Below are 18,635 nucleotides of genomic sequence, written 5' to 3' on the forward strand. Positions count from 1 at the left end.
CTGTAGCTGCTGACTTCAGCGTGAGAAATGAGCTATCTGTGGCGCCAAAGAGGCGTCGAGCCGCTCGTCGTCGGCGAGAAAGCCTCCGCTTCCCTGGAGAATCTCGAGTGACGAGCGAGCATATTCTGTATCTGGTGATCGCGGCCTCGTGGATGCAATCGGTGGCGGCTGTGGCTTCCGCCTATTCGAAGACGATGATCCGCTTGCGGATCGCATCCACGATCGCGAATTTTCTCGGCGTCGTCGTCGGCGCTGCTAGCGGGAACATGGCCGTGTTGACCCGCCACGTCATTCTGTTTCCGCTCGACCTCATTCGTCTGCGCGAGATGCGCAAGCTGGTGGCCAGCGTCAAGCGCGCGGCGGATGGCGAGCTGAAGGTCGAATGGCTGAAGCCCTTCATGCATCCATGCAGCGTGAAGGCCGGCGCGCTTTTGTTTCGCAAAGGCGAGGAGGCCGACCGCGCCTATATGCTGATCGAAGGCGAGATCGAGCTTCCAGAGGTGGGAATCCGGCTGCCGCCGGGTACGCTGTTCGGGGAAATGGCGCTGTTCACCGAGGACGGCTTGCGCACGGCCTCAGCGCGCGCGCTCACCGATTGCCGGCTGCTGTCGATCACCTATGAGGAGTTCGAGCAGCTCTATTTCCAGAACCCGCAATTCGGGCTCTATCTCATTCGGCTGATCGTTCGACGCTGTCAGGCGAACACGCAGCAGCTCGAAGCCGTCGCCTGGAATAAAACGACGGAAGATGTCGGCGCCTGAGCCGAAGAGCGCCGAGACGACGCGACGACCCGCGCCGCTCGCCTCTATTTCGCGGCGAGCTTCTGCACTGCCTGCAGCGGCACCTCGTCGAGGCCGGAGCCGCCATGGGCGACATGATCGATGATGCCGGCGCGCATGCGCGGATCCCAGAATTTCTTCAAATGCTCGGCCGTGCCGGCCACCGCGTCGGAATGCCTCTGCGCGGCGAAGAACTTGCCGATCTGATTGGCCATTTTGACGAGCCGGTCGGCCGAATTATGCGACATGGGTAGAGACCTGTTCCAGAATGCGTTCGGGGTGGGTGAAGATTTCGAAGTCACGGCCGCGCACGACCGCCACCAAAGTCATGCCACATTTCTCCGCCGTGCGCACCGCCAGAGCCGTGGGCGCGGAGACTGCGGCGATAATGGGCGCCCCGATGCGGGCGGCCTTTTGAACGAGCTCGACGGAAATGCGGCTCGTCATCAGCACGACGCCCTGCGCTGCGGGAAGCCGCTGACGCGCCAGCGCGCCGGCGAGCTTGTCCAGCGCATTATGGCGGCCGACATCCTCCCGCGCCACCAGCACGTCCGAATCCGGCCCCCAGAAAGCGGCGGCATGAACGGCGCGCGTCTCGCGATTGAGCGTCTGCGCGCCGGGCAAGCGATCCATGGCGGCGATGAGCGCCGATGAGGAGACATGCAGAGCATTGTCGAGAACGGCCAGCGGCCGGCTCGCCTGCTCGAGGCTTTCGATGCCGCAGAGGCCGCAGCCGGTCGGACCGGCCATGGAGCGCCTGCGCGCGGCATAGACCTCCTGCCGTCCGCCAGCGAGCCAGCTGCGCAGCTCTATGCCGGCCTCGGAGGCGACGATCTCGAAATCACCGGCCTCGTCGATCGAATCGATGAGGCCTTCAGTAAGCGCGAAGCCGATGGAGAAATCCTCGAGATCAGCCGGCGTCGCCATCATCACGGCATGCGTGGAGCCGCCATAGGTGAAGGCGATGGGGGTTTCTTCCGGTATGATGCGGGAGCTGTCCGACAAGGCGTCAATGCGCCGCGCGATGCACGGAACACGAATGCTGGCCGCGGGGAGGTCCTCGTTCATCCAGATCTATCTCCAGCGCGCGCCCCTTCTCCAGCTTGCGAGAGAAGGTGGCCCGGCGCAGCCGGGTCGGATGAGGGACCCTGGAAATGACCGGCCAATTTCGACGTTGGCCTGATCAAAACAATCGCAAAACGATGAGCGCCCTCATCCGACCCCGCTTCGCGGGGCCACCTTCTCCCGCCATGCGGGAGAAGGAATCGCGCCCATCGATACCGCCCTGCTCTACTCCGCGGCCGTCGCGATGCGACGGGCGTTCTCGGAGAGCTCGCGATATTGCTCCTGCCACTCGGTCGGACCGTTGGAGGGCGAGATCTGCACCGCCGTCACCTTATATTCGGGGCAATTGGTGGCCCAATCCGAATTATCGGTGGTCACGACATTCGCCTGCGAGAGCGGGTGATGGAAGGTGGTGTAGACGACGCCCGGCGCCACGCGGTCGGTGACCTTGGCGTGCAGCGTGATCTCGCCGGCGCGGCTCGCGATGCGCACCCAATCCCCATCGCGCACGCCACGCAACTCGGCGTCATGCGGATGGATCTCGAGCACGTCCTCCTCGTGCCAACGGCTGTTCTCGGTGCGGCGGGTCTGCGCGCCGACATTGTACTGCGACAGGATGCGGCCCGTCGTCAGCAGCAGCGGGAAGCGCGGCCCGGTCTTCTCGTCGGTAGGGACATATTCGGTGATGACGAACTTGCCCTTGCCGCGGGTGAAGCCCTCGATGTGCATGATCGGCATGCCGTCCGGCGACGCGTCATTGCACGGCCATTGCACCGAGCCGACCTCATCGAGCATCGCATAGGAGACGTTCTTGAAGGTCGGCGTCAGAGCGGCGATCTCATCCATGATCTCGCTCGGATGCGCATAGTTCCAATCGAGGCCGAAGGCCTTGGCGAGCATTTGGGTGATCTCCCAATCGCCATAGCCGTTCTTCGGGCTCATCACCTTGCGGATGCGCTGAATGCGGCGCTCGGCGTTGGTGAAGGTGCCGTCCTTCTCGAGGAAGCTCGCGCCCGGCAGGAACACATGGGCGTAATGCGCGGTCTCGTTCAGGAAGAGATCCTGCACGATGACGCATTCCATCGCCGAGAGAGCGGCCGAGACATGCTTCGTGTCCGGATCGGACTGGAGAATGTCCTCGCCCTGGCAATAGAGCCCCATGAACTCGCCGGCGATCGCCGCATCGAACATGTTCGGGATGCGCAGGCCCGGCTCATTGTCGAGCTCCACGCCCCAGGCCTGCTCGAAGGACTGGCGCACGGCGTCGTTGGAGACGTGGCGATAGCCCGGCAGCTCATGCGGGAAAGAGCCCATGTCGCAGGAGCCCTGCACATTGTTCTGTCCGCGCAGCGGGTTCACGCCGACGCCACGACGGCCGAGATTGCCGGTCGCCATTGCGAGATTGGCGATGGCCATGACGGTCGTCGAGCCCTGGCTGTGCTCGGTGACGCCGAGGCCATAATAGATGGCCGCGCGGCCGCCGGTGGCGTAGAGGCGCGCCGCGGCGCGAATATCCGCCGCCGGAACGCCGGAGAGCTTCTCGACTTCCTCGGGGCTGTTGCGCTCCTCGGAGACGAAGGCCGCCCAATCCTGGAACTCGTCCCAATCGCAACGCGCGCGGACGAAGGCTTCGTTGACGAGGCCCTCTTTCACGATCACATGCGCCAGCGCTGTGACGACGGCGACATTGGTTCCGGGCTTCAGCGCCAGATGATAATCCGAGCTGATATGGGGTGAGCGCACGAGATCGATGCGGCGCGGATCGACGACGATGAGCTTGGCGCCCTCGCGCAGGCGCTTCTTCATGCGCGAGCCGAACACCGGATGCGCGTCGGTCGGATTGGCGCCGATGACGAGGATCACATCGCTGTCGTCGACCGAGTCGAAGTCCTGCGTGCCGGCCGAGGTGCCGAAGGCCTGGTTGAGGCCATAGCCGGTCGGCGAATGGCAGACGCGCGCGCAAGTGTCGGTGTTGTTGTTGCCGAAGCCGGCGCGGGTCAGCTTCTGGACGAGATAGGTCTCCTCATTCGAGCAACGCGAGGAGGTGATCACGCCGACAGAACGCTTGCCGTGCTTCTCGATGATCTTCTTGAAGCGATCGGCGGCGAAGGCGATGGCCTCGTCGAAGGAGACGACCCGCCAGGGATCGGTCGCCTTGTCGCGGATCATCGGCTGGGTGACGCGTTCCTTGTGCAGCGCATAGCCGTAAGCGAAGCGACCCTTGATGCAGCTGTGGCCGTGATTGGCCTTGCCGTCCTTCCAGGGAACCATGCGGACGATCTCCTCGCCGCGCATTTCCGCCTTGAAGGTGCAGCCGACGCCGCAATAGGCGCAGGTGGTGACTTCCGAATGCTCCGGCTGACCGACGGCGATCACCGACTTCTCGGTCAAGGTCGCGGTCGGGCAGGCCTGCACGCAGGCGCCGCAGGAGACGCATTCCGAATCCATGAAGGCTTCGGCCATGCCGGGCGAGACGCGGCTGTCGAAGCCGCGGCCGTCGATCGTCAGCGCGAAAGTGCCTTGAGTCTCCTCGCAGGCGCGGACGCAACGATTGCAGACGATGCATTTCGACGGGTCGTAGGTGAAATAGGGATTGGACTCGTCTTTCGGCATCCAATCGAAATTCGCCTTGCCGTCGACGCGGCTGCGGGCGAACACATGGTTGGAGCCCTCATAGCCGTAGCGCACATCGCGCAGGCCCACGGCGCCCGCCATCGTCTGCAGCTCGCAATCGCCATTGGCGGCGCAAGTCAGACAGTCGAGCGGATGGTCGGAGATATAGAGCTCCATAACGCCGCGGCGGATCGCCTTGAGGCGAGGCGTCTGCGTATGGACGCTCATGCCCGGCAGCACCGGCGTGGTGCAGGAGGCCGGCGTCCCATAGCGGCCGTCGATCTCGACGACGCAGAGACGGCAAGAGCCGAAGGCCTTCAGGCTGTCGGTGGCGCAGAGCTTGGGGATTTCCGTCCCCAGCTCCATGGCGGCGCGCATGATGGACGTGCCTTCCGGCACAGTGACCGATACGCCGTCGATCGTCAGAGTGACTTCTTTCTCTGACTTCGACGCGGGCGTGCCGTAATCGACTTCTTTGACGAGGCTCATGGCTTTGCTCCTCACTCGGCGGCGGCGGGAAGCGTCGCTTTGCGGAAATCTTCCGGATAATGACGAAGGGCGCTCTCGACCGGATATGGGGCGAAACCTCCGAGCGCGCAGAGGGAACCGAATTTCATCGTGTTGCAGAGATCGGACAGCAGCTCGATATTCGCCTCCACATCGACGCCTTCGACGATCTTGTCGATCGTCTCGACGCCGCGGGTGGAGCCGATGCGGCAGGGCGTGCACTTGCCGCAGCTCTCGATCGCGCAGAACTCCATGCCGAAGCGCGCCATCTGCATCATATCGACGGTGTCGTCGAAAACGACGAGGCCGCCATGGCCGATCAGGCTGTCGTGCTTCTGGAACGCCTCATAATCGAAGGGCGTGTCGAACAGCGACGGGGGCACATAGGCGCCGAGCGGGCCGCCGCATTGCACGGCGCGCACCGGGCGACCGGTCAGCGTGCCGCCGCCGATGTCATTGACGATCTCGCCCAGCGTGAGGCCGAAGGGCGTCTCATAGAGACCGCCATATTTCACATTGCCGGCGATCTGCAACGGCATGGTGCCGCGCGAGCGGCCGACGCCGAAAGAGGCGTAAAACTCGCCGCCCTTGGCGAGAATGGCCGGAGCCGTGGCGAGCGTCAGCACATTGTTGACGACCGTGGGGCGCCCCATGAAGCCGACATGCGCCGGCAGCGGCGGCTTGGCGCGCACAATGCCGCGATGGCCCTCGAGGCTCTCGAGCAGCGAGGTCTCCTCGCCACAGACATAGGCGCCGGCGCCGATGCGCAGTTCAATGTCGAAGGCGAAGCCGGAGCCGCGCACATTCTCGCCGAGCCAGCCGGCCTTGCGCGCGGCCTCCAGCGCCTCGGTCAGCACCTCGGCGCATTGCGGATATTCCGCACGCAGATAGATGAAGCCCTTGCTCGCGCCGATGGCGTAGCCGCAGATCGTCATGCCCTCGATGAGGACGAAGGGATCGCCCTCCATCACCATGCGATCGGCGAAAGTGCCCGAATCGCCCTCGTCGGCGTTGGTGACGACATAGCGGCGGTCGGCCGGAGCGTCGGCGACCGTCTTCCATTTGATGCCGGCCGGGAAGCCCGCGCCGCCGCGGCCGCGCAGACCGGACTTGGTGACTTCCTCTATGACCTTGGCCGGGCCGATCTCGAAGGCCTTGGCGAGCCCCTGCCCGCCGCCATGGGCGACGTAATCATCGAGATTCACCGGATCGATGATGCCGACGCGCTCGAAGGTCACGCGCGTCTGCTTGGCCCAGTAGGGATGATCCTCGACCTTGCCGATGGAGAGCGGATGAGCGCCGCCCTTCAGGAAGCCGGCGTCGAACAGCGAGGGAACATCGGCGGGCTTCACATTGCCGTAGCCGATGCGGCCTTCCGGCGTCTCGACCTCGACCAGAGGCTCGAGCCAGAGCAGGCCGCGCGAGCCGTTGCGAATGATCTGAATGGTCTCGCCGCGCGCGGCGGCCTCTTTCTCTATGGCGGCGAGGACGCGCTTGGCGCCGACGGCCAGCGCGGCCATGTCGCGGGGCACATAAATCTTGGTCATGATTTTTGCGCCTCCGACGCCAGCTCGTCCAGAATCCCCCCATCGACGCGGCCGATCGGCTCGCCGTCGTAGAGAGCGCCGGGGCTGTGAGCGCAGAGGCCGAGGCAATAGACCGCCTCGACGGTCAGCGAGCCGTCATTGGCGGTCCCGCCCCATTCGAGCTTGATGCGCTCGAGGAAGTCCTTGGCGATCTTCTCCGACCCCATGGACTGACAGGACTCCGCCCGGCACAGCTTCAGCACATGGCGGCCGGCCGGCGCATGGCGGAAGTCGTGATAGAAAGTGACGACGCCATGCATCTCGGCCCGGGAGATGTTCAGCGATTGCGCCATCTGCGGCACGACAGCCTCGGGCACATAGCCGAATTCTTCCTGGATAGCATGCAAGATAGGCAGGGCAGGACCCTCGAGCCCGAGATGGGCGTCGATGATCTCCTGCGCCCGCGCCTCGTTCCACGGAACAGCGCCAGACATTTCTTCCCCGTTCTTATCGAGCGAGCCCGTTCTTAGAGAGCGGGCCTTTCTGAGCGACAGCCGCCCATTTTAGGTAATTGCCCCAACAGTGCGCCAAAAAGTCGGCGGGATCAATAATCTGGAACGGTTACACGATAGGCGAATCCTATAGATCGCCAACTAGCGGATTCTTTGCGAGCTTCTTCGCCTCGGCGACGAGCGCGGCGACCTGCGGGATGGTCGGCTCGCGCAGCGGAACGACCAATCCGATCTCGTGGACGGCCTCCGGCTCGACGATCGGAATAGAGCGCAATGGGGCGGCGACTCGCAGCGAGTCGACCAGCTTTTCGGGTAGGATGGTGGCCCAACGTCCTGTCTTCACATGGGCGAAGAGCACGATGACCGAATTCGATTCGAGCGCGGGCTCGGGCTCGCCGCCGGCGTCGCGGATCAGCCGCTCGACGATGCGGCGATTCTGCATGTCCGGCGTCAGCAGGCAGAGAGGGATTCGGCCGACATCGGCCCAGGTCACCTTGTCCCGATTGCCGAGCGGATTGTCGGCCGCAGTCAGCAGCCGATAGCGCTCCGAAAAGAGCGGAACGGTCCGCACCCGCCCCAGCGGCTCATTGTCGAGATAGGTGAGGCCGGCGTCGATCTCGAGATTGTCCAGCATGGACAAGATCTCGGTCGAGGAGCTGGTGAGAATGGTGAGGCGCACGCCGGGGTGCTTCTCGCGAAAGGGCGTCGTCAGCGCGGGAATCATGGTCAGCGCCGTGGGGATGGAGGCGATCTTGAGCTGGCCGCCGAGCCCCTCCTTCAGCGTGCGCACCTCCTGCCGCATGGCGCGCGCGTCGGCCACGATGCGCTTGGCCCATTCCAGCACCCGCTCGCCCTCGGCGGTGAGGCTGTGGAAGCGGGAGGAGCGATTGACGAGCAGGACGCCGAGACTGTCCTCGAGCTGCTTGATCCCGGCCGAGAGCGTCGGCTGCGTCACCCCGCAGAGCTCCGCCGCGCGGGAAAAGCTCCGCTCCTTGGCGACAGTGATGAAGAATTCCAGCTTGTCGATCACGTCGCGCCCAAACTCCCTCTTCGCGCCCTCGAAGGACCGAATGGGACGCGCGAGGAACTATATACCTAAAGGCTTGGCGCGGCGAATTCATCGCACGGTCGAAGGATGCGCGCGCGGCCACGGACGAAAGCGCGCCCGGACAGCGGGCCGCGATAGGGAAAAAGGCGGTTGACCTTGTGCGCTGCACAAATCTAAAAAAGGTCGGATAGAAAAAATCGGAGGCCGCGCATGTCGTTGACAAAAGATCACTTGCTTTGGGGCTATCGTCTCATTCTCGACCGCGACCCGGAAAAGGAAGTGAATTTGGACAGCGCGAGCCGTTTCGTGGAGCCTCGCTCATTGCGGGAGCAGCTGATGCTCTCGCCTGAATTTATTCAGAACAATGAGAAATTGATCTTAGAACTCCATTCGAAGCTACAAGCGCTGAAGCCTCTCGCCGGCGGCTGAGCGTCGGCGAAGCTTCATCCGACCACTTTATCCTCCGACGGCGCCGGGGGCGCAGAAGAAAATCGAGCGACGAATGCTCGACCGTAAGCGCTCCCCGGCTTCTCGATCGTGACGAAGATCGTCGCCGTTACCGCCACGACGATAATCGCGACCAATGGCAGAAGCAGCGGCAGGCTGGCCGTGTCCAGCGCCGCGAGCGAGGGCGCGCCGAAGTAGAAGAGAACAAAGAGAACATTGCCATGGAATAAATATATTCCATAAGAGCATTCTCCGAGCGCCAGAAGCGCGCGCCTCCGCAAAAGGCCGAAGATATCGTTGCCGCAGGCGACAGAGGCGAAGAAGAGTCCGAGCAGAAAATCCCATGGCGTCCCATAAGGCTTGGGAGCGCAAGCCAAGGCCGCGAGCAGGCATATCGTGGCCGTGAGCATTCCACCGCGCGAGGACGACCAGATCCGCGCCTCGTCGAGCTTCGCCGCCTCGCTGGCCAGCATCCCCATCGCGAACAAGGGCGGAAACGCGAGCCAATCGAGAGCGACGAAACGCGTCGCCGCCAGACTGCCGATGACGAGCGCCAGCGGAAGCGCCGCAGTCGGCGCCTTGCCGCGGAGAAGGTCATAGGCGATCGCCATCAGCGGAACGCCGAAAAGATAGAACGCCCACTCATATTTCAGCGACCACAGCACATAAGCGTCGATGCGGCCGCTATCGGCATGGCCGAGAAGCGGAGGCTGGCCGAGGGCCGCCACCCATGTGAGCAGCGGCGTGAAAACCGTTTCCGGCCGAATGGAATATTCTTGCGTCCATAGAATAATCAGGCCTGTCGCCACGACGGAAGCGGCGACCAGCGGCGTCAGACGGAAGAAACGGCCGACCCATAACGCTGCTATTCTGGAAATATGAAATCCTTCCAGCGTATTGCGATGGAATAGAAACCCTGTGATCATGAAAAATATCGACACGCTGCCGCCGCCGAGATTTTCAAGAAACAGAATGGTCGGCCGCTCCCAGGTTCCGCCGAGCCGCGTGGCCTGCATCCAGATCACGAAATGATGCATCATCACGGAGAGGGCCAGCAGCCCGCGCAGCCCGTCTATGCGCGAAATCCGCCCGGCCGACGACGGAAGCGGAAAGCCGAGGCGATCGAGGAGGCCGCCCGCCGCAAAGGCGGCGAGATAGGCGAGCCCTATCCCAACGCCGATCATGCCCAATGGATAGACCAACGCGCCCTCCTCGGACCCATGTCCGACGGGGCGGAGTTTCGACCGGAACGCCCGCGCAAGGCAACGCCCCTGCTCGACCCCTGCACCGCGCCGCGGCCGAAAAGCGCGGCCTCGCTCGCCATGACGGCGGGCTTGGGCTATCTCTGCGCTCGAACATCGGAATCGAATCCCCAAGGGCAAAGATGAAACGCGCTCTGTCGGTCACGAGAGAAGAGAATTTCGCGCAATGGTATCAGGCCATCGTCGCCGAGGCCGATATGGCCGAGACGAGCCCGGTGCGCGGCTGCATGATCATCAAGCCCTGGGGCTATGGCGTCTGGGAGCTGATCCAGGGCGCGCTCGACCGGCGCATAAAAGAGACCGGCCACGACAATTGCTATTTCCCGCTGTTCATCCCCATGAGCTTCATCGCTCAGGAGGCGAGCCATGTCGAAGGCTTCGCCAAGGAGATGGCGGTCGTCACCCATCACCGGCTGAAGGCGGTGGACGGCAAGCTCGTCGTCGATCCCGACTCCAAGCTCGAGGAGCCGCTGATCGTGCGGCCGACTTCGGAGACGATCATCGGCGACGCCTTCCGCCGCTGGGTCTCCTCGCATCGCGACCTGCCCGTGCTCATCAATCAATGGGCCAATGTCGTGCGCTGGGAAATGCGCACGCGGCTCTTCTTGCGGACGAGCGAATTCCTCTGGCAGGAGGGCCACACCGCCCATGCCGACGAGGCCGACGCGCGGGAAGAAACCCGCAAAATGCTCGAGGTCTATCGGCAAATCGTCGAGGATGTGCTGGCCGTGCCCGTGGTCGCCGGCGAGAAGCCGGAGAATGAGCGCTTCCCCGGCGCCGTGAACACTTATTCCATCGAGGCGATGATGCAGGACGGCAAGGCGCTGCAGGCCGGCACCTCGCATTATCTCGGAACCAATTTCGCTCACGCGCAGAACATCCGCTTCCAGAGCGCGAGCGGCGAGCTGGAATATTGCCACACGACGAGCTGGGGCGTCTCGACGCGGCTCATCGGCGGCGTGATCATGACCCATGGCGACGATGACGGGCTGCGCCTTCCGCCGGCCATCGCCCCGCGTCAGGTGGTGATCGTGCCCATGCTGCGCGAGAAGCCCGAGGACGCCGAGGTGCTCGCCTTCTGCGACAGGCTGAAAGCCGAGCTGGACGGGGTTTTCGCGCTGGGCGCGCCATTGCGCGCGATCGTCGACAAGAAGCCGGCGCGCGCCGCCAATAAGCGCTGGGACTGGGTGCGCCGCGGCGCGCCGATCATCCTCGAGATCGGCCCACGCGACGCCGCCAATGACGTTGTGACGCTGATCCGCCGCGACCGCCTGCGCGACGGCGACAAGATCGTCTCGACGGCGACGCCCCGCGCGGAATTCGTGGGCGCGGTCCCTGCCCTGCTGGCGGAAATCCAGGCGGCGCTGTTCGCCGAGGCCAAGGCGCGACTCGAGGCGAATATCCGCTCCGATCTGACGCGCTTCGCCGAGATCGCCGATTATTTCGGCAAGGCGGCGGAGGACGACGAGGCCGCGGCGGCCTTCAAGGGCTGGGTGCGCGCGCCCTGGGCGCGGCCGACCGGCGCGGAGCTCGAGGAGGTGGAGACGCGGCTGAAGGCGTTGAAGCTGACGCTGCGCAATATTCCGCTCCAGCAGAGCGCGCCGACGGGCGTTTGTGTCTTCACCGGCCGGCCGGCGGTGGAGGAGATATTGATCGCTCGTGCTTATTAGCGCGGGCGAGCCTCGAATGGCGGCCGATGAGCGCGCCCAGGAAGAGAGCCCTGACCCGGCCGCCGAGCGGCAAGGAACGTGTCGCGCTGCTGAAACGCGCCGATTTTTTGGGTGTCCAAAGCCCGCAAGTCAAAGCGGAATTCCAAAGCCTGCTAGCGCGGCTCGACACCGGTGAAGTTTCGCCCGCCTATCTGTGGGATCACATAGAATTTATAGAACGGCGGGAGAAATTCCGCCGAGCAACGAGCAATTTGGACGAGCCAGCCCGAAAGCTCTTCGAGCAGCATGATGCGGGTGAGATTAGCGGATCAGATCTCTGGTGGCTGCTCGGAGAAGATTAACGATTCGCCCGCAAAGAAACCCCTTCGTCAGCATCGAATTCGCGCCATCTAGAGCCGATTGGACACGACGCCAATCGGAGACCGCAGCAATGGACATTCCGCCTTTCGACCCCGCCATCGCCGCGGGCGTCGCCCTGTCGACCGCCGTGACCGACGCCGTCTATGTGTTCTTCAACGCTGCGGTTTCCGAACGCCGTCGCGTCGCCGCCGCGAGCTGGAGCAGCGTGTGGTATCTCCTCTCCGCTTTCGCGGTCATCAGCTACACGTCCAACTGGGCCTATGTGCTGTTTGCCGCGCTCGGCGCCTGGATCGGCGGGTTTTTGTCGATCACTGCCCTCAATCGCGTCGCCCCACCGCGAGGCGCGCTCGGCGCCGCAAGAAAAGACCGAAACGAATAACAGGAAAACCGGCCAGCGCTCGACGAAATCACTCACCTTATTGACCGCGCTACGCGTTCGGATATTCATAGATCACAAGGCGCGGGCGGCGAATTTCCAGGCGCTATGTTTCGTTCGAGGACCGAATTGATGAAAGCGGCGACGATTTTTATGGCTTGTCTGCTCGCGCTCTCCCAGCCGGTTGTGGCGCAATCGATTTTCGACGGGCTCGGCGGAACGGCAGACCCCGCGCGGGACGCCGCCCAGGTGGAATATGAGCAGTGGAAGAGGACGATCGCCCGTCAGGCCAAAGAGCACACCTCGCGCCTCTGGCTCGGGCATGGGTCTGTGACCGTGCATTTCTGCGTCGACGCCGCCGGCCGAGTGGCCGATGCGAATGTCGTGAAAGCCAGCAATAACGAACAGGCGCTCCTCGCCTTGAGCACGATTTCCTCGCTCAAATTGCCGCCGCCGCCGGCCTCGGCCCGCAAGGCGGCCGGCGGCAAGTGCCACTTATTCTCGCAGAGCTTCTACTATCCATGAGCCCGGCGGACCGGAGGCCACGCATCATGTTTCGAGCAATCATCGTATTTTGTCTGATCGGCGTGTCGCCGGCGGCCTTCGCACAATTTCTTTTCGGCCCCTCGGAGCGGCCGACGCTCGCCGCCTGCATGGCGATCCCGGAAAACAAGGTCTGGATACAGACCGTCACCCAGCAGCTCCGCGAACGCGCGCCGAAGCTGAATCTGGGACGCGGAACAGTGACCATCAAATTCCATGTCGATTTCAGAGGCCGCGTCACCAGAGCCACTTTCTCGAACTACGACAATAACGCCCGAGCGCTGGTCGCGGCGGGCATGATCACCGCGCTGAAGCTGCCGCCGCCGCCCTTCGACATGGACACCGACTGCCGTGATTTCGAGCAGACCTTCAACTTCCATTGACCGCTTCGGCGGGCGGCTCAGCGGACGACGAAACCTCGCGCGCCTATTGGTCGCATCCAGATTGAATTATTACGACCAATATAAGCTTTTCATTCTGCCCAACCAGAATTGGCGGCCCAGCTAGCCGAGCACACGGCGGCCGCAAAATTGCGAAATGGCCGGCCGAGCCTACGCCGGCTCGCCGGAAGTTGGAACGAATTTTGATCGTCCGGGCGTACTAACCGTTGTCCATAACGGCGCTTTTCGGCGTCCCGAAACGGCGCAGAGCGCGTTTACGCCACATTCGGCCCATATTCGGGCCGTCCTTGGAGCGAGACTATGTCTCGAATCGAACGCGCGGCCGCAAAACGGCCGAGGTCGAGGCCGATCGGATGAACATGAGCGTGAAACCGACCCTACGCAGCTTTTTCGTCGCAGCCGCCATTGTCGCAGCGTCGACGGCGTCGGCGGCCCCCTCCGTCGTCATCGATGTCTCCAGCGGGCAGGTTCTGGCGCAGGAGCAGGCGACCCAGAGCTGGTATCCCGCCTCGCTGACCAAGCTGATGACCGTCTATGTGGCGCTGGACGCGGTGCGTTCCGGCCGCATTCAATATGACACGCCGATGATCGTCTCGCCCCGCGCGCTCTCCATGGCGCCGTCGAAAATGGGCTTTCCGGTCGGCTCGGAGGTGACGCTGCGCAATGCGCTGGTCATGCTGATGGTCAAATCCGCCAATGACATAGCCGTCACCATAGCGGAGGGCGTCTCCGGCTCGGTGGAGGCTTTCGCCGATGAGATGAACCGCGCCTCGGCCAAGCTCGGCATGCGCGAGTCCTATTGGGCCAATCCCAACGGTCTGCCGGACGACCGGCAAGTGACCTCGGCGCGCGATCTCGCCATTCTCGGCCGCGCGCTGCTGACGGAATTTCCCGAATCCTCGGGCTTTTTCAACATTGGCGCGATGCAGCTCGGCCGGCAGATCCACCCGACCCATAACGGCCTGCTCGGCCGCTATCCGGGCGCGGACGGCATGAAGACCGGCTTCACCTGCCCCGCCGGCTATAATCTGGTGGCCAGCGCCACCCATGGCGGGCAGAAGCTCATTGCCGTGGTTCTGGGCGCGCCAACGGCGGCCGCCCGCACGGCCAAGGCCGCCTCGCTGCTCGACCGCGCCTTCATGACCGGCTCGCCCTCGGGCTCGGTCGCCTCTTTGCCGACCTTCGGCGTCGGCCAGGCGCCGGACATGCGCGACAGCGTCTGCCGCCATCGCGGCAAGGCCAACGCCGAATATATGGCCGAGGTCGAGGATATGAATGTCGCCATTCCGCGCGAGAACGGCTCGACCGATCAGGTCAACGTCAAGACCATCGCCGCCCTGCCCCGCGCGCGCTTCGAGCCGACGCCGGTGCATCTCGGCCGCGCTCCCGGCTATGAGGGTCCGGTCGCCGGGGTGCGCGATCCTGGCACGCCGGTCGGCTCGCCCTCGACTGTCACCGCCTACGCCCATGAGCCGCCGGCCGCCGCCGCCTCGCCGATAAGCCGCCCGGCGCCAGACGCGCTCTCCATGCGCCATGGACGCAAGGCGGCGGTAAAGGCCGCGCATGCGCCGGCCAAAGAAAAGGCGACCAAGGAAAAGACAGCCAAGGCGAAGACGCCGCCGCAGGAAGCCGCCATCGAGACGGATGCGACGGAAAAGCCCGCGAAGGCGGCGAAGCCCGCGCCCGCCAAGTCTGGTCAGGGCAAGCCCATCCAGGGTAAGAATGTCGCCGCCAAAGCGCCGGCGAAGGCTCCGGCCGCCAAGGCCGCGGCGAAGACGCCGGGCAAGAACGTCTCCGCCAAGAACGACAAGCATGCGATCGGCGATCATGCGCCGCCGCGCCAAGACAATGAGCAATGATTCGACAATGACCGAGCGTTCCGAGCCGCGTCGTCCACCGCCGCCCATTCCGCTGACGATCCTCACCGGCTTTCTCGGCGCCGGCAAGACAACCCTGCTCAATCGCCTGCTCGCCTCGCCCGAGCTCGCCGACACTCTGGTGCTCATCAATGAGTTCGGCGAGGTCGGCATAGATCATCTGCTGGTCGAGAATGTCGAAGGCGACATGATCGTCATGAGCTCGGGCTGCATCTGCTGCTCGATCCGCGGCGATCTCGTCGCCGCGCTCGAGGATGCGCTGCGCAAGCTCGACAATGGCCGCATCCGCCCCTTCCGCCGCGTCGTGCTGGAGACGACCGGGCTCGCCGATCCGGCGCCCATTCTCCACACCATCATGTCGCATCCCTATCTCGCGCTGCGCTATCGGCTGGACGGCGTCGTCTCGCTGGTCGACGCCGTGAATGGCGCCGCGACGCTGGACGCGCATGAGGAGGCGGTGAAGCAGGCCGCCGTCGCCGATCGGCTGATCATCACCAAGACCGACCTTCCCGAGGGCGCCTCCCGGCTCGAGGCGCTCGACCAGCGCCTCGCGCGGCTCAATCCGGCGGCGCGCCGGCTCATCGCCGCGACGGGAGAGGCGAGCCCCGCCGCTCTGCTCGACTGCGGTCTCTATGACGCCTCCGGCAAGATTCCGCAGGTCGCCAAATGGCTGAACGACGAGGCGGTCGCGGCGGCGCATGAGGCGCATCACCATCATCACGATCACCATCATCACGATCATGACCACCACCACGGCCATGCGCATCAGGACGTGAATCGCCACGACGCGCATATTCGCGCCTTCTGCGTCACGAGCGATGCGCCGCTCAGCCCGCAGGCTTTCGACATGTTCGTCGAGATATTGCGGCAGGCGCATGGTCCGCATCTCTTGCGCGTGAAGGGAATCGTCGGCCTCACCGACGATCGCGAGCGGCCCGTGGCCGTGCATGGCGTGCAGCATGTCTTTCATCCGCCGCATCGCCTCGCCGCCTGGCCGGACGCCGATCGGCGCACGCGGCTCGTCTTCATCGTCAAGGATTTGGACCCGTCCTTCGTCGAGAAGCTCTACGCCGCCGTCGCGGGCATACCGGCGCCGGATACGCCGGACGCCGCCGCGCTACAGGATAATCCGCTTGCCCCCAAAAACGCCGGCCTGCTAGGCTGACGCGGGGCCAGCACCGGAATCGCGCGTCATGAGCAAATTCTTCGCATCGATCGAGCCGCAGCATCGCGACTTCATCGAGAAGCAGAGGCTCTTCTTCGTCGCCTCCGCCGCTCCCACCTCGCGCGTAAATGTCTCGCCCAAGAGCGCCGACACGCTGCGCCTTATCGACGAGCGCACGGCCGTCTATATCGATCGCACCGGCAGCGGCAATGAGACGGCCGCGCATATGCGCGCGGACGGGCGCCTCACTTTCATGTTCTGCGCGCTCGAGGGCGCGCCGCTGATCCTGCGCCTCTACGGCCACGGCCGGGCGCTGGCGCGCGGCGGCGAGGATTATGCGCAGCTGCTGCGCTCCGCCTTCGTCGGCGCGGAGCCGCCGGGCGCGCGACAAATGATCCTGCTCGATGTGGAATCGGTGCAGACTTCCTGCGGCTTCGCCGTGCCGCTGTATGATTACGCCGGCGAGCGCGACGGGCTCGACCGCTGGGCCGCCTCCAAGGGTGAAGACGCGCTCGACGCCTATCGCCGCGAGAAGAACCGGCAGAGCATAGACGGACTGCCGACGGGCCTGTTCGAGGACGAAAATCTGGCCGCCGAAGAGGCGTGAGGCAAGTTTTTATGGCGAATTCGACTGCGCACGCCGGCGAGAACGGCGTGAAGGCTCTGACGCTGGGCGCCCTCGGCGTCGTCTTCGGCGACATAGGCACGAGCCCGCTCTATACGATCAAGACAGCGCTCGACTGGTCCGGCGGGCATGTGAGCGCCGAGACGGCGCTCGGCATGTTGTCGCTGATCGTCTGGACATTGATCATCGTCACCTCGGTCAAATATGTCGCCGTCATCATGCGCGCCGACAATGACGGCGAAGGCGGCATACTCGCGCTGATGTCGCTGCTCGGCATGAAGCATGGGCGCCATCCGGCGATCATCGCGATCGGCATGCTGGGCGCGGCGCTGCTGTTCGGCGATGGCGCGATCACGCCGGCGATCTCCGTGCTGAGCGCGCTCGAGGGGCTGAAGGCGCCCCTGCCCGCGCTCGCGCCCTATGTGGTTCCACTCTCCGTCGTCGTGCTCATCGGCCTGTTCGCCTTGCAGCCACAGGGCACTGAGCGCATCTCGCGCCTCTTCGGCCCAGTGATGGCGCTATGGTTCGTCTCGATAGCGATCCTCGGCGCACGCGGCGTAGCCGCGCATCCGAGCGTTCTTGCCGCCGTCGATCCGCGCGTCGGGCTGCATTATCTCTTCACCCATGGCTTCGAGGGCTTTCTGCTGCTCGGCGCCGTGTTTCTCTGCGCCACCGGCGCCGAAGCGCTCTATGCGGATATGGGCCATTTCGGGCGGCGCCCGATTCGCCTCGCCTGGTACGGCCTCGTGCTGCCGTCGCTCGTCCTCGTCTACGCCGGCCAGACGGCGCTGCTCGTCGAGGGCTCCGTGACGGAGAATCCTTTCTTCGACCTCTGCCCCGCGCCGCTGCAATTGCCGCTGGTCGCGCTGGCGACGCTCGCCACCGTCATAGCGAGTCAGGCGATCGTCACCGGCGCTTTCTCCATGGCGCGGCAAGCGATCCAGCTCGGCCTGTCGCCGCGCCTCTCGATCACGCAAACGTCGGCGCACAGCTATGGCCAGATCTATGTCGGCTTCGTCAATTGGACGCTGATGGCGCTGACGCTGGTTCTCACCATCACGTTTCGCTCCTCGGAAAACCTCGCCGCCGCCTTCGGCATCGCAGTCTCGCTGACCATGCTGCTGACGACGGCGCTGATGTTCATCGCCATGCGCTCCATCTGGCGCTGGAGCCTGCCGCTCTCGATCGCCGTCGGCGGAATGTTTCTCGTCGTGGACGTCTCCTTCGTCGCCGCCAATCTCATCAAATTCTTCGAAGGCGGCTGGATTCCTCTCGTCGTCGCCGCCATCCTCTTCTTCCTGATGAGCTGCTGGAGCGAGGGCTTCGAGGCCATGCGCAAGGCGCTCGAGCGCGACACGTTTCCGATCGCCGATTTCGTCGTGAAGTTCCATGGCAAGCCGCGCGTAGATGGCGTCGCCGTCTATCTGACCAGCCGCACCGATGTCGTGCCGGTCGCGCTGCTGCATAATCTCAAGCACAATAAGGTCCTGCATCAGCATATCGTGCTGCTGCATGTGGCCACCGCCAACACGCCGCGCGTCGATCGCGCGCGGCGCGTCGAGACTGTGTCGCTCGACGATCATTTCTACGCGATGGAGCTGAACTACGGCTTCATGGAGCAGCCCAATATTCCCTGCGCCTTGATGCTCGACACCATATCGAGCCCGCTGACATTCAATATGATGAACACCTCCTTCTTCGTCGGCCGGCTCACCGTGACGCCGCTCGGGCGCTCGCGCTGGCGACGGCTGCGGATCCACATCTTCCAATTCATGCACCGCAACGCGCTGCCGGCAACGGAATTCTTCCAAATCCCCTCGGGCCGCGTCGTCGAGCTCGGCGGTCAGGTCGAGGTCTGA

General features: G+C 64.3%; 18 protein-coding genes. 11 read left to right on the forward strand and 7 right to left on the reverse strand.

Annotated features, from left to right (window positions below; all coding sequences use genetic code 11):
* Positions 1-107: 107 nt before the first annotated feature.
* Complete coding sequence (locus tag METLW3_RS0112460) at positions 108-761, forward strand: cyclic nucleotide-binding domain-containing protein (RefSeq protein WP_024880235.1); 654 nt, start codon at positions 108-110, stop codon at positions 759-761.
* 44 nt (positions 762-805) lie between these two features.
* On the opposite strand, the gene METLW3_RS0112465 is transcribed toward METLW3_RS0112460, so the two are convergent.
* From METLW3_RS0112465 to METLW3_RS0112490, 6 genes are all read right to left on the reverse strand, one after another.
* Entirely contained in the window at positions 806-1,027 is a 222-nt protein-coding gene (locus METLW3_RS0112465) for a formate dehydrogenase subunit delta (RefSeq protein WP_018265611.1), read from the reverse strand.
* Positions 1,017-1,847 (reverse strand): formate dehydrogenase accessory sulfurtransferase FdhD, encoded by an 831-nt coding sequence (gene fdhD / locus METLW3_RS0112470; protein ID WP_024880236.1) that lies wholly within the window; start codon positions 1,845-1,847, stop codon positions 1,017-1,019. The genes METLW3_RS0112465 and fdhD overlap by 11 nt, the downstream gene beginning before the upstream one ends.
* Before the next feature lie 222 nt (positions 1,848-2,069).
* Positions 2,070-4,946, reverse strand: a complete 2,877-nt coding sequence (gene fdhF, locus METLW3_RS0112475) for a formate dehydrogenase subunit alpha (protein WP_024880237.1) — start codon at positions 4,944-4,946, stop codon at positions 2,070-2,072.
* A gap of 11 nt (positions 4,947-4,957) precedes the next feature.
* Positions 4,958-6,514, reverse strand: coding sequence for an NADH-quinone oxidoreductase subunit NuoF (locus METLW3_RS0112480; protein ID WP_198022797.1), 1,557 nt, complete (start codon positions 6,512-6,514; stop codon positions 4,958-4,960).
* Complete coding sequence (locus METLW3_RS0112485; RefSeq protein ID WP_024880239.1) at positions 6,508-6,984, reverse strand: formate dehydrogenase subunit gamma; 477 nt, start codon at positions 6,982-6,984, stop codon at positions 6,508-6,510. Before METLW3_RS0112485 ends, METLW3_RS0112480 begins: the two co-directional genes overlap by 7 nt.
* A gap of 145 nt (positions 6,985-7,129) precedes the next feature.
* On the reverse strand, positions 7,130-8,032 hold the full coding sequence (locus METLW3_RS0112490) for a LysR family transcriptional regulator (protein WP_024880240.1): 903 nt from the start codon (positions 8,030-8,032) through the stop codon (positions 7,130-7,132).
* Positions 8,033-8,260: 228 nt separating this feature from the next.
* Between METLW3_RS0112490 and METLW3_RS0112495 the strand changes: the two genes are divergently transcribed.
* Positions 8,261-8,479 (forward strand): hypothetical protein, encoded by a 219-nt coding sequence (locus METLW3_RS0112495; protein WP_036308872.1) that lies wholly within the window; start codon positions 8,261-8,263, stop codon positions 8,477-8,479.
* Between the two features lie 14 nt (positions 8,480-8,493).
* On the opposite strand, the gene METLW3_RS0112500 is transcribed toward METLW3_RS0112495, so the two are convergent.
* Positions 8,494-9,699: an acyltransferase gene (locus METLW3_RS0112500; RefSeq protein WP_134188085.1), complete on the reverse strand. Its 1,206-nt coding sequence runs from the start codon at positions 9,697-9,699 to the stop codon at positions 8,494-8,496.
* A 182-nt stretch (positions 9,700-9,881) separates the two neighbouring features.
* Between METLW3_RS0112500 and proS the strand changes: the two genes are divergently transcribed.
* From proS to METLW3_RS0112545, 9 genes are all read left to right on the forward strand, one after another.
* Positions 9,882-11,429 (forward strand): proline--tRNA ligase, encoded by a 1,548-nt coding sequence (gene proS, locus METLW3_RS0112505; protein ID WP_024880243.1) that lies wholly within the window; start codon positions 9,882-9,884, stop codon positions 11,427-11,429.
* 26 nt (positions 11,430-11,455) lie between these two features.
* Entirely contained in the window at positions 11,456-11,770 is a 315-nt protein-coding gene (locus tag METLW3_RS28220; protein ID WP_024880244.1) for a hypothetical protein, read from the forward strand.
* A gap of 89 nt (positions 11,771-11,859) precedes the next feature.
* The gene (locus METLW3_RS0112515) at positions 11,860-12,168 is read left to right on the forward strand and encodes a hypothetical protein (protein WP_024880245.1); all 309 of its coding nucleotides are present in this window, start codon (positions 11,860-11,862) and stop codon (positions 12,166-12,168) included.
* Positions 12,169-12,318: 150 nt separating this feature from the next.
* On the forward strand, positions 12,319-12,690 hold the full coding sequence (locus METLW3_RS0112520; RefSeq protein ID WP_198022768.1) for an energy transducer TonB: 372 nt from the start codon (positions 12,319-12,321) through the stop codon (positions 12,688-12,690).
* 26 nt (positions 12,691-12,716) lie between these two features.
* Positions 12,717-13,091, forward strand: a complete 375-nt coding sequence (locus tag METLW3_RS0112525; protein ID WP_036308877.1) for a hypothetical protein — start codon at positions 12,717-12,719, stop codon at positions 13,089-13,091.
* A 377-nt stretch (positions 13,092-13,468) separates the two neighbouring features.
* Positions 13,469-14,968, forward strand: a complete 1,500-nt coding sequence (locus tag METLW3_RS0112530; RefSeq protein WP_084484890.1) for a D-alanyl-D-alanine carboxypeptidase family protein — start codon at positions 13,469-13,471, stop codon at positions 14,966-14,968.
* Between the two features lie 7 nt (positions 14,969-14,975).
* The gene (locus METLW3_RS0112535; RefSeq protein ID WP_024880249.1) at positions 14,976-16,151 is read left to right on the forward strand and encodes a GTP-binding protein; all 1,176 of its coding nucleotides are present in this window, start codon (positions 14,976-14,978) and stop codon (positions 16,149-16,151) included.
* Between the two features lie 28 nt (positions 16,152-16,179).
* A complete protein-coding gene (locus tag METLW3_RS0112540) occupies positions 16,180-16,758 on the forward strand; it encodes a pyridoxamine 5'-phosphate oxidase family protein (RefSeq protein WP_024880250.1) in 579 nt (192 codons plus the stop codon).
* Between the two features lie 11 nt (positions 16,759-16,769).
* Positions 16,770-18,635 (forward strand): potassium transporter Kup, encoded by a 1,866-nt coding sequence (locus METLW3_RS0112545; protein ID WP_024880251.1) that lies wholly within the window; start codon positions 16,770-16,772, stop codon positions 18,633-18,635.

Origin of the sequence: Methylosinus sp. LW3, assembly GCF_000527115.1 — a bacterium.
Taxonomy (GTDB): domain Bacteria; phylum Pseudomonadota; class Alphaproteobacteria; order Rhizobiales; family Beijerinckiaceae; genus Methylosinus.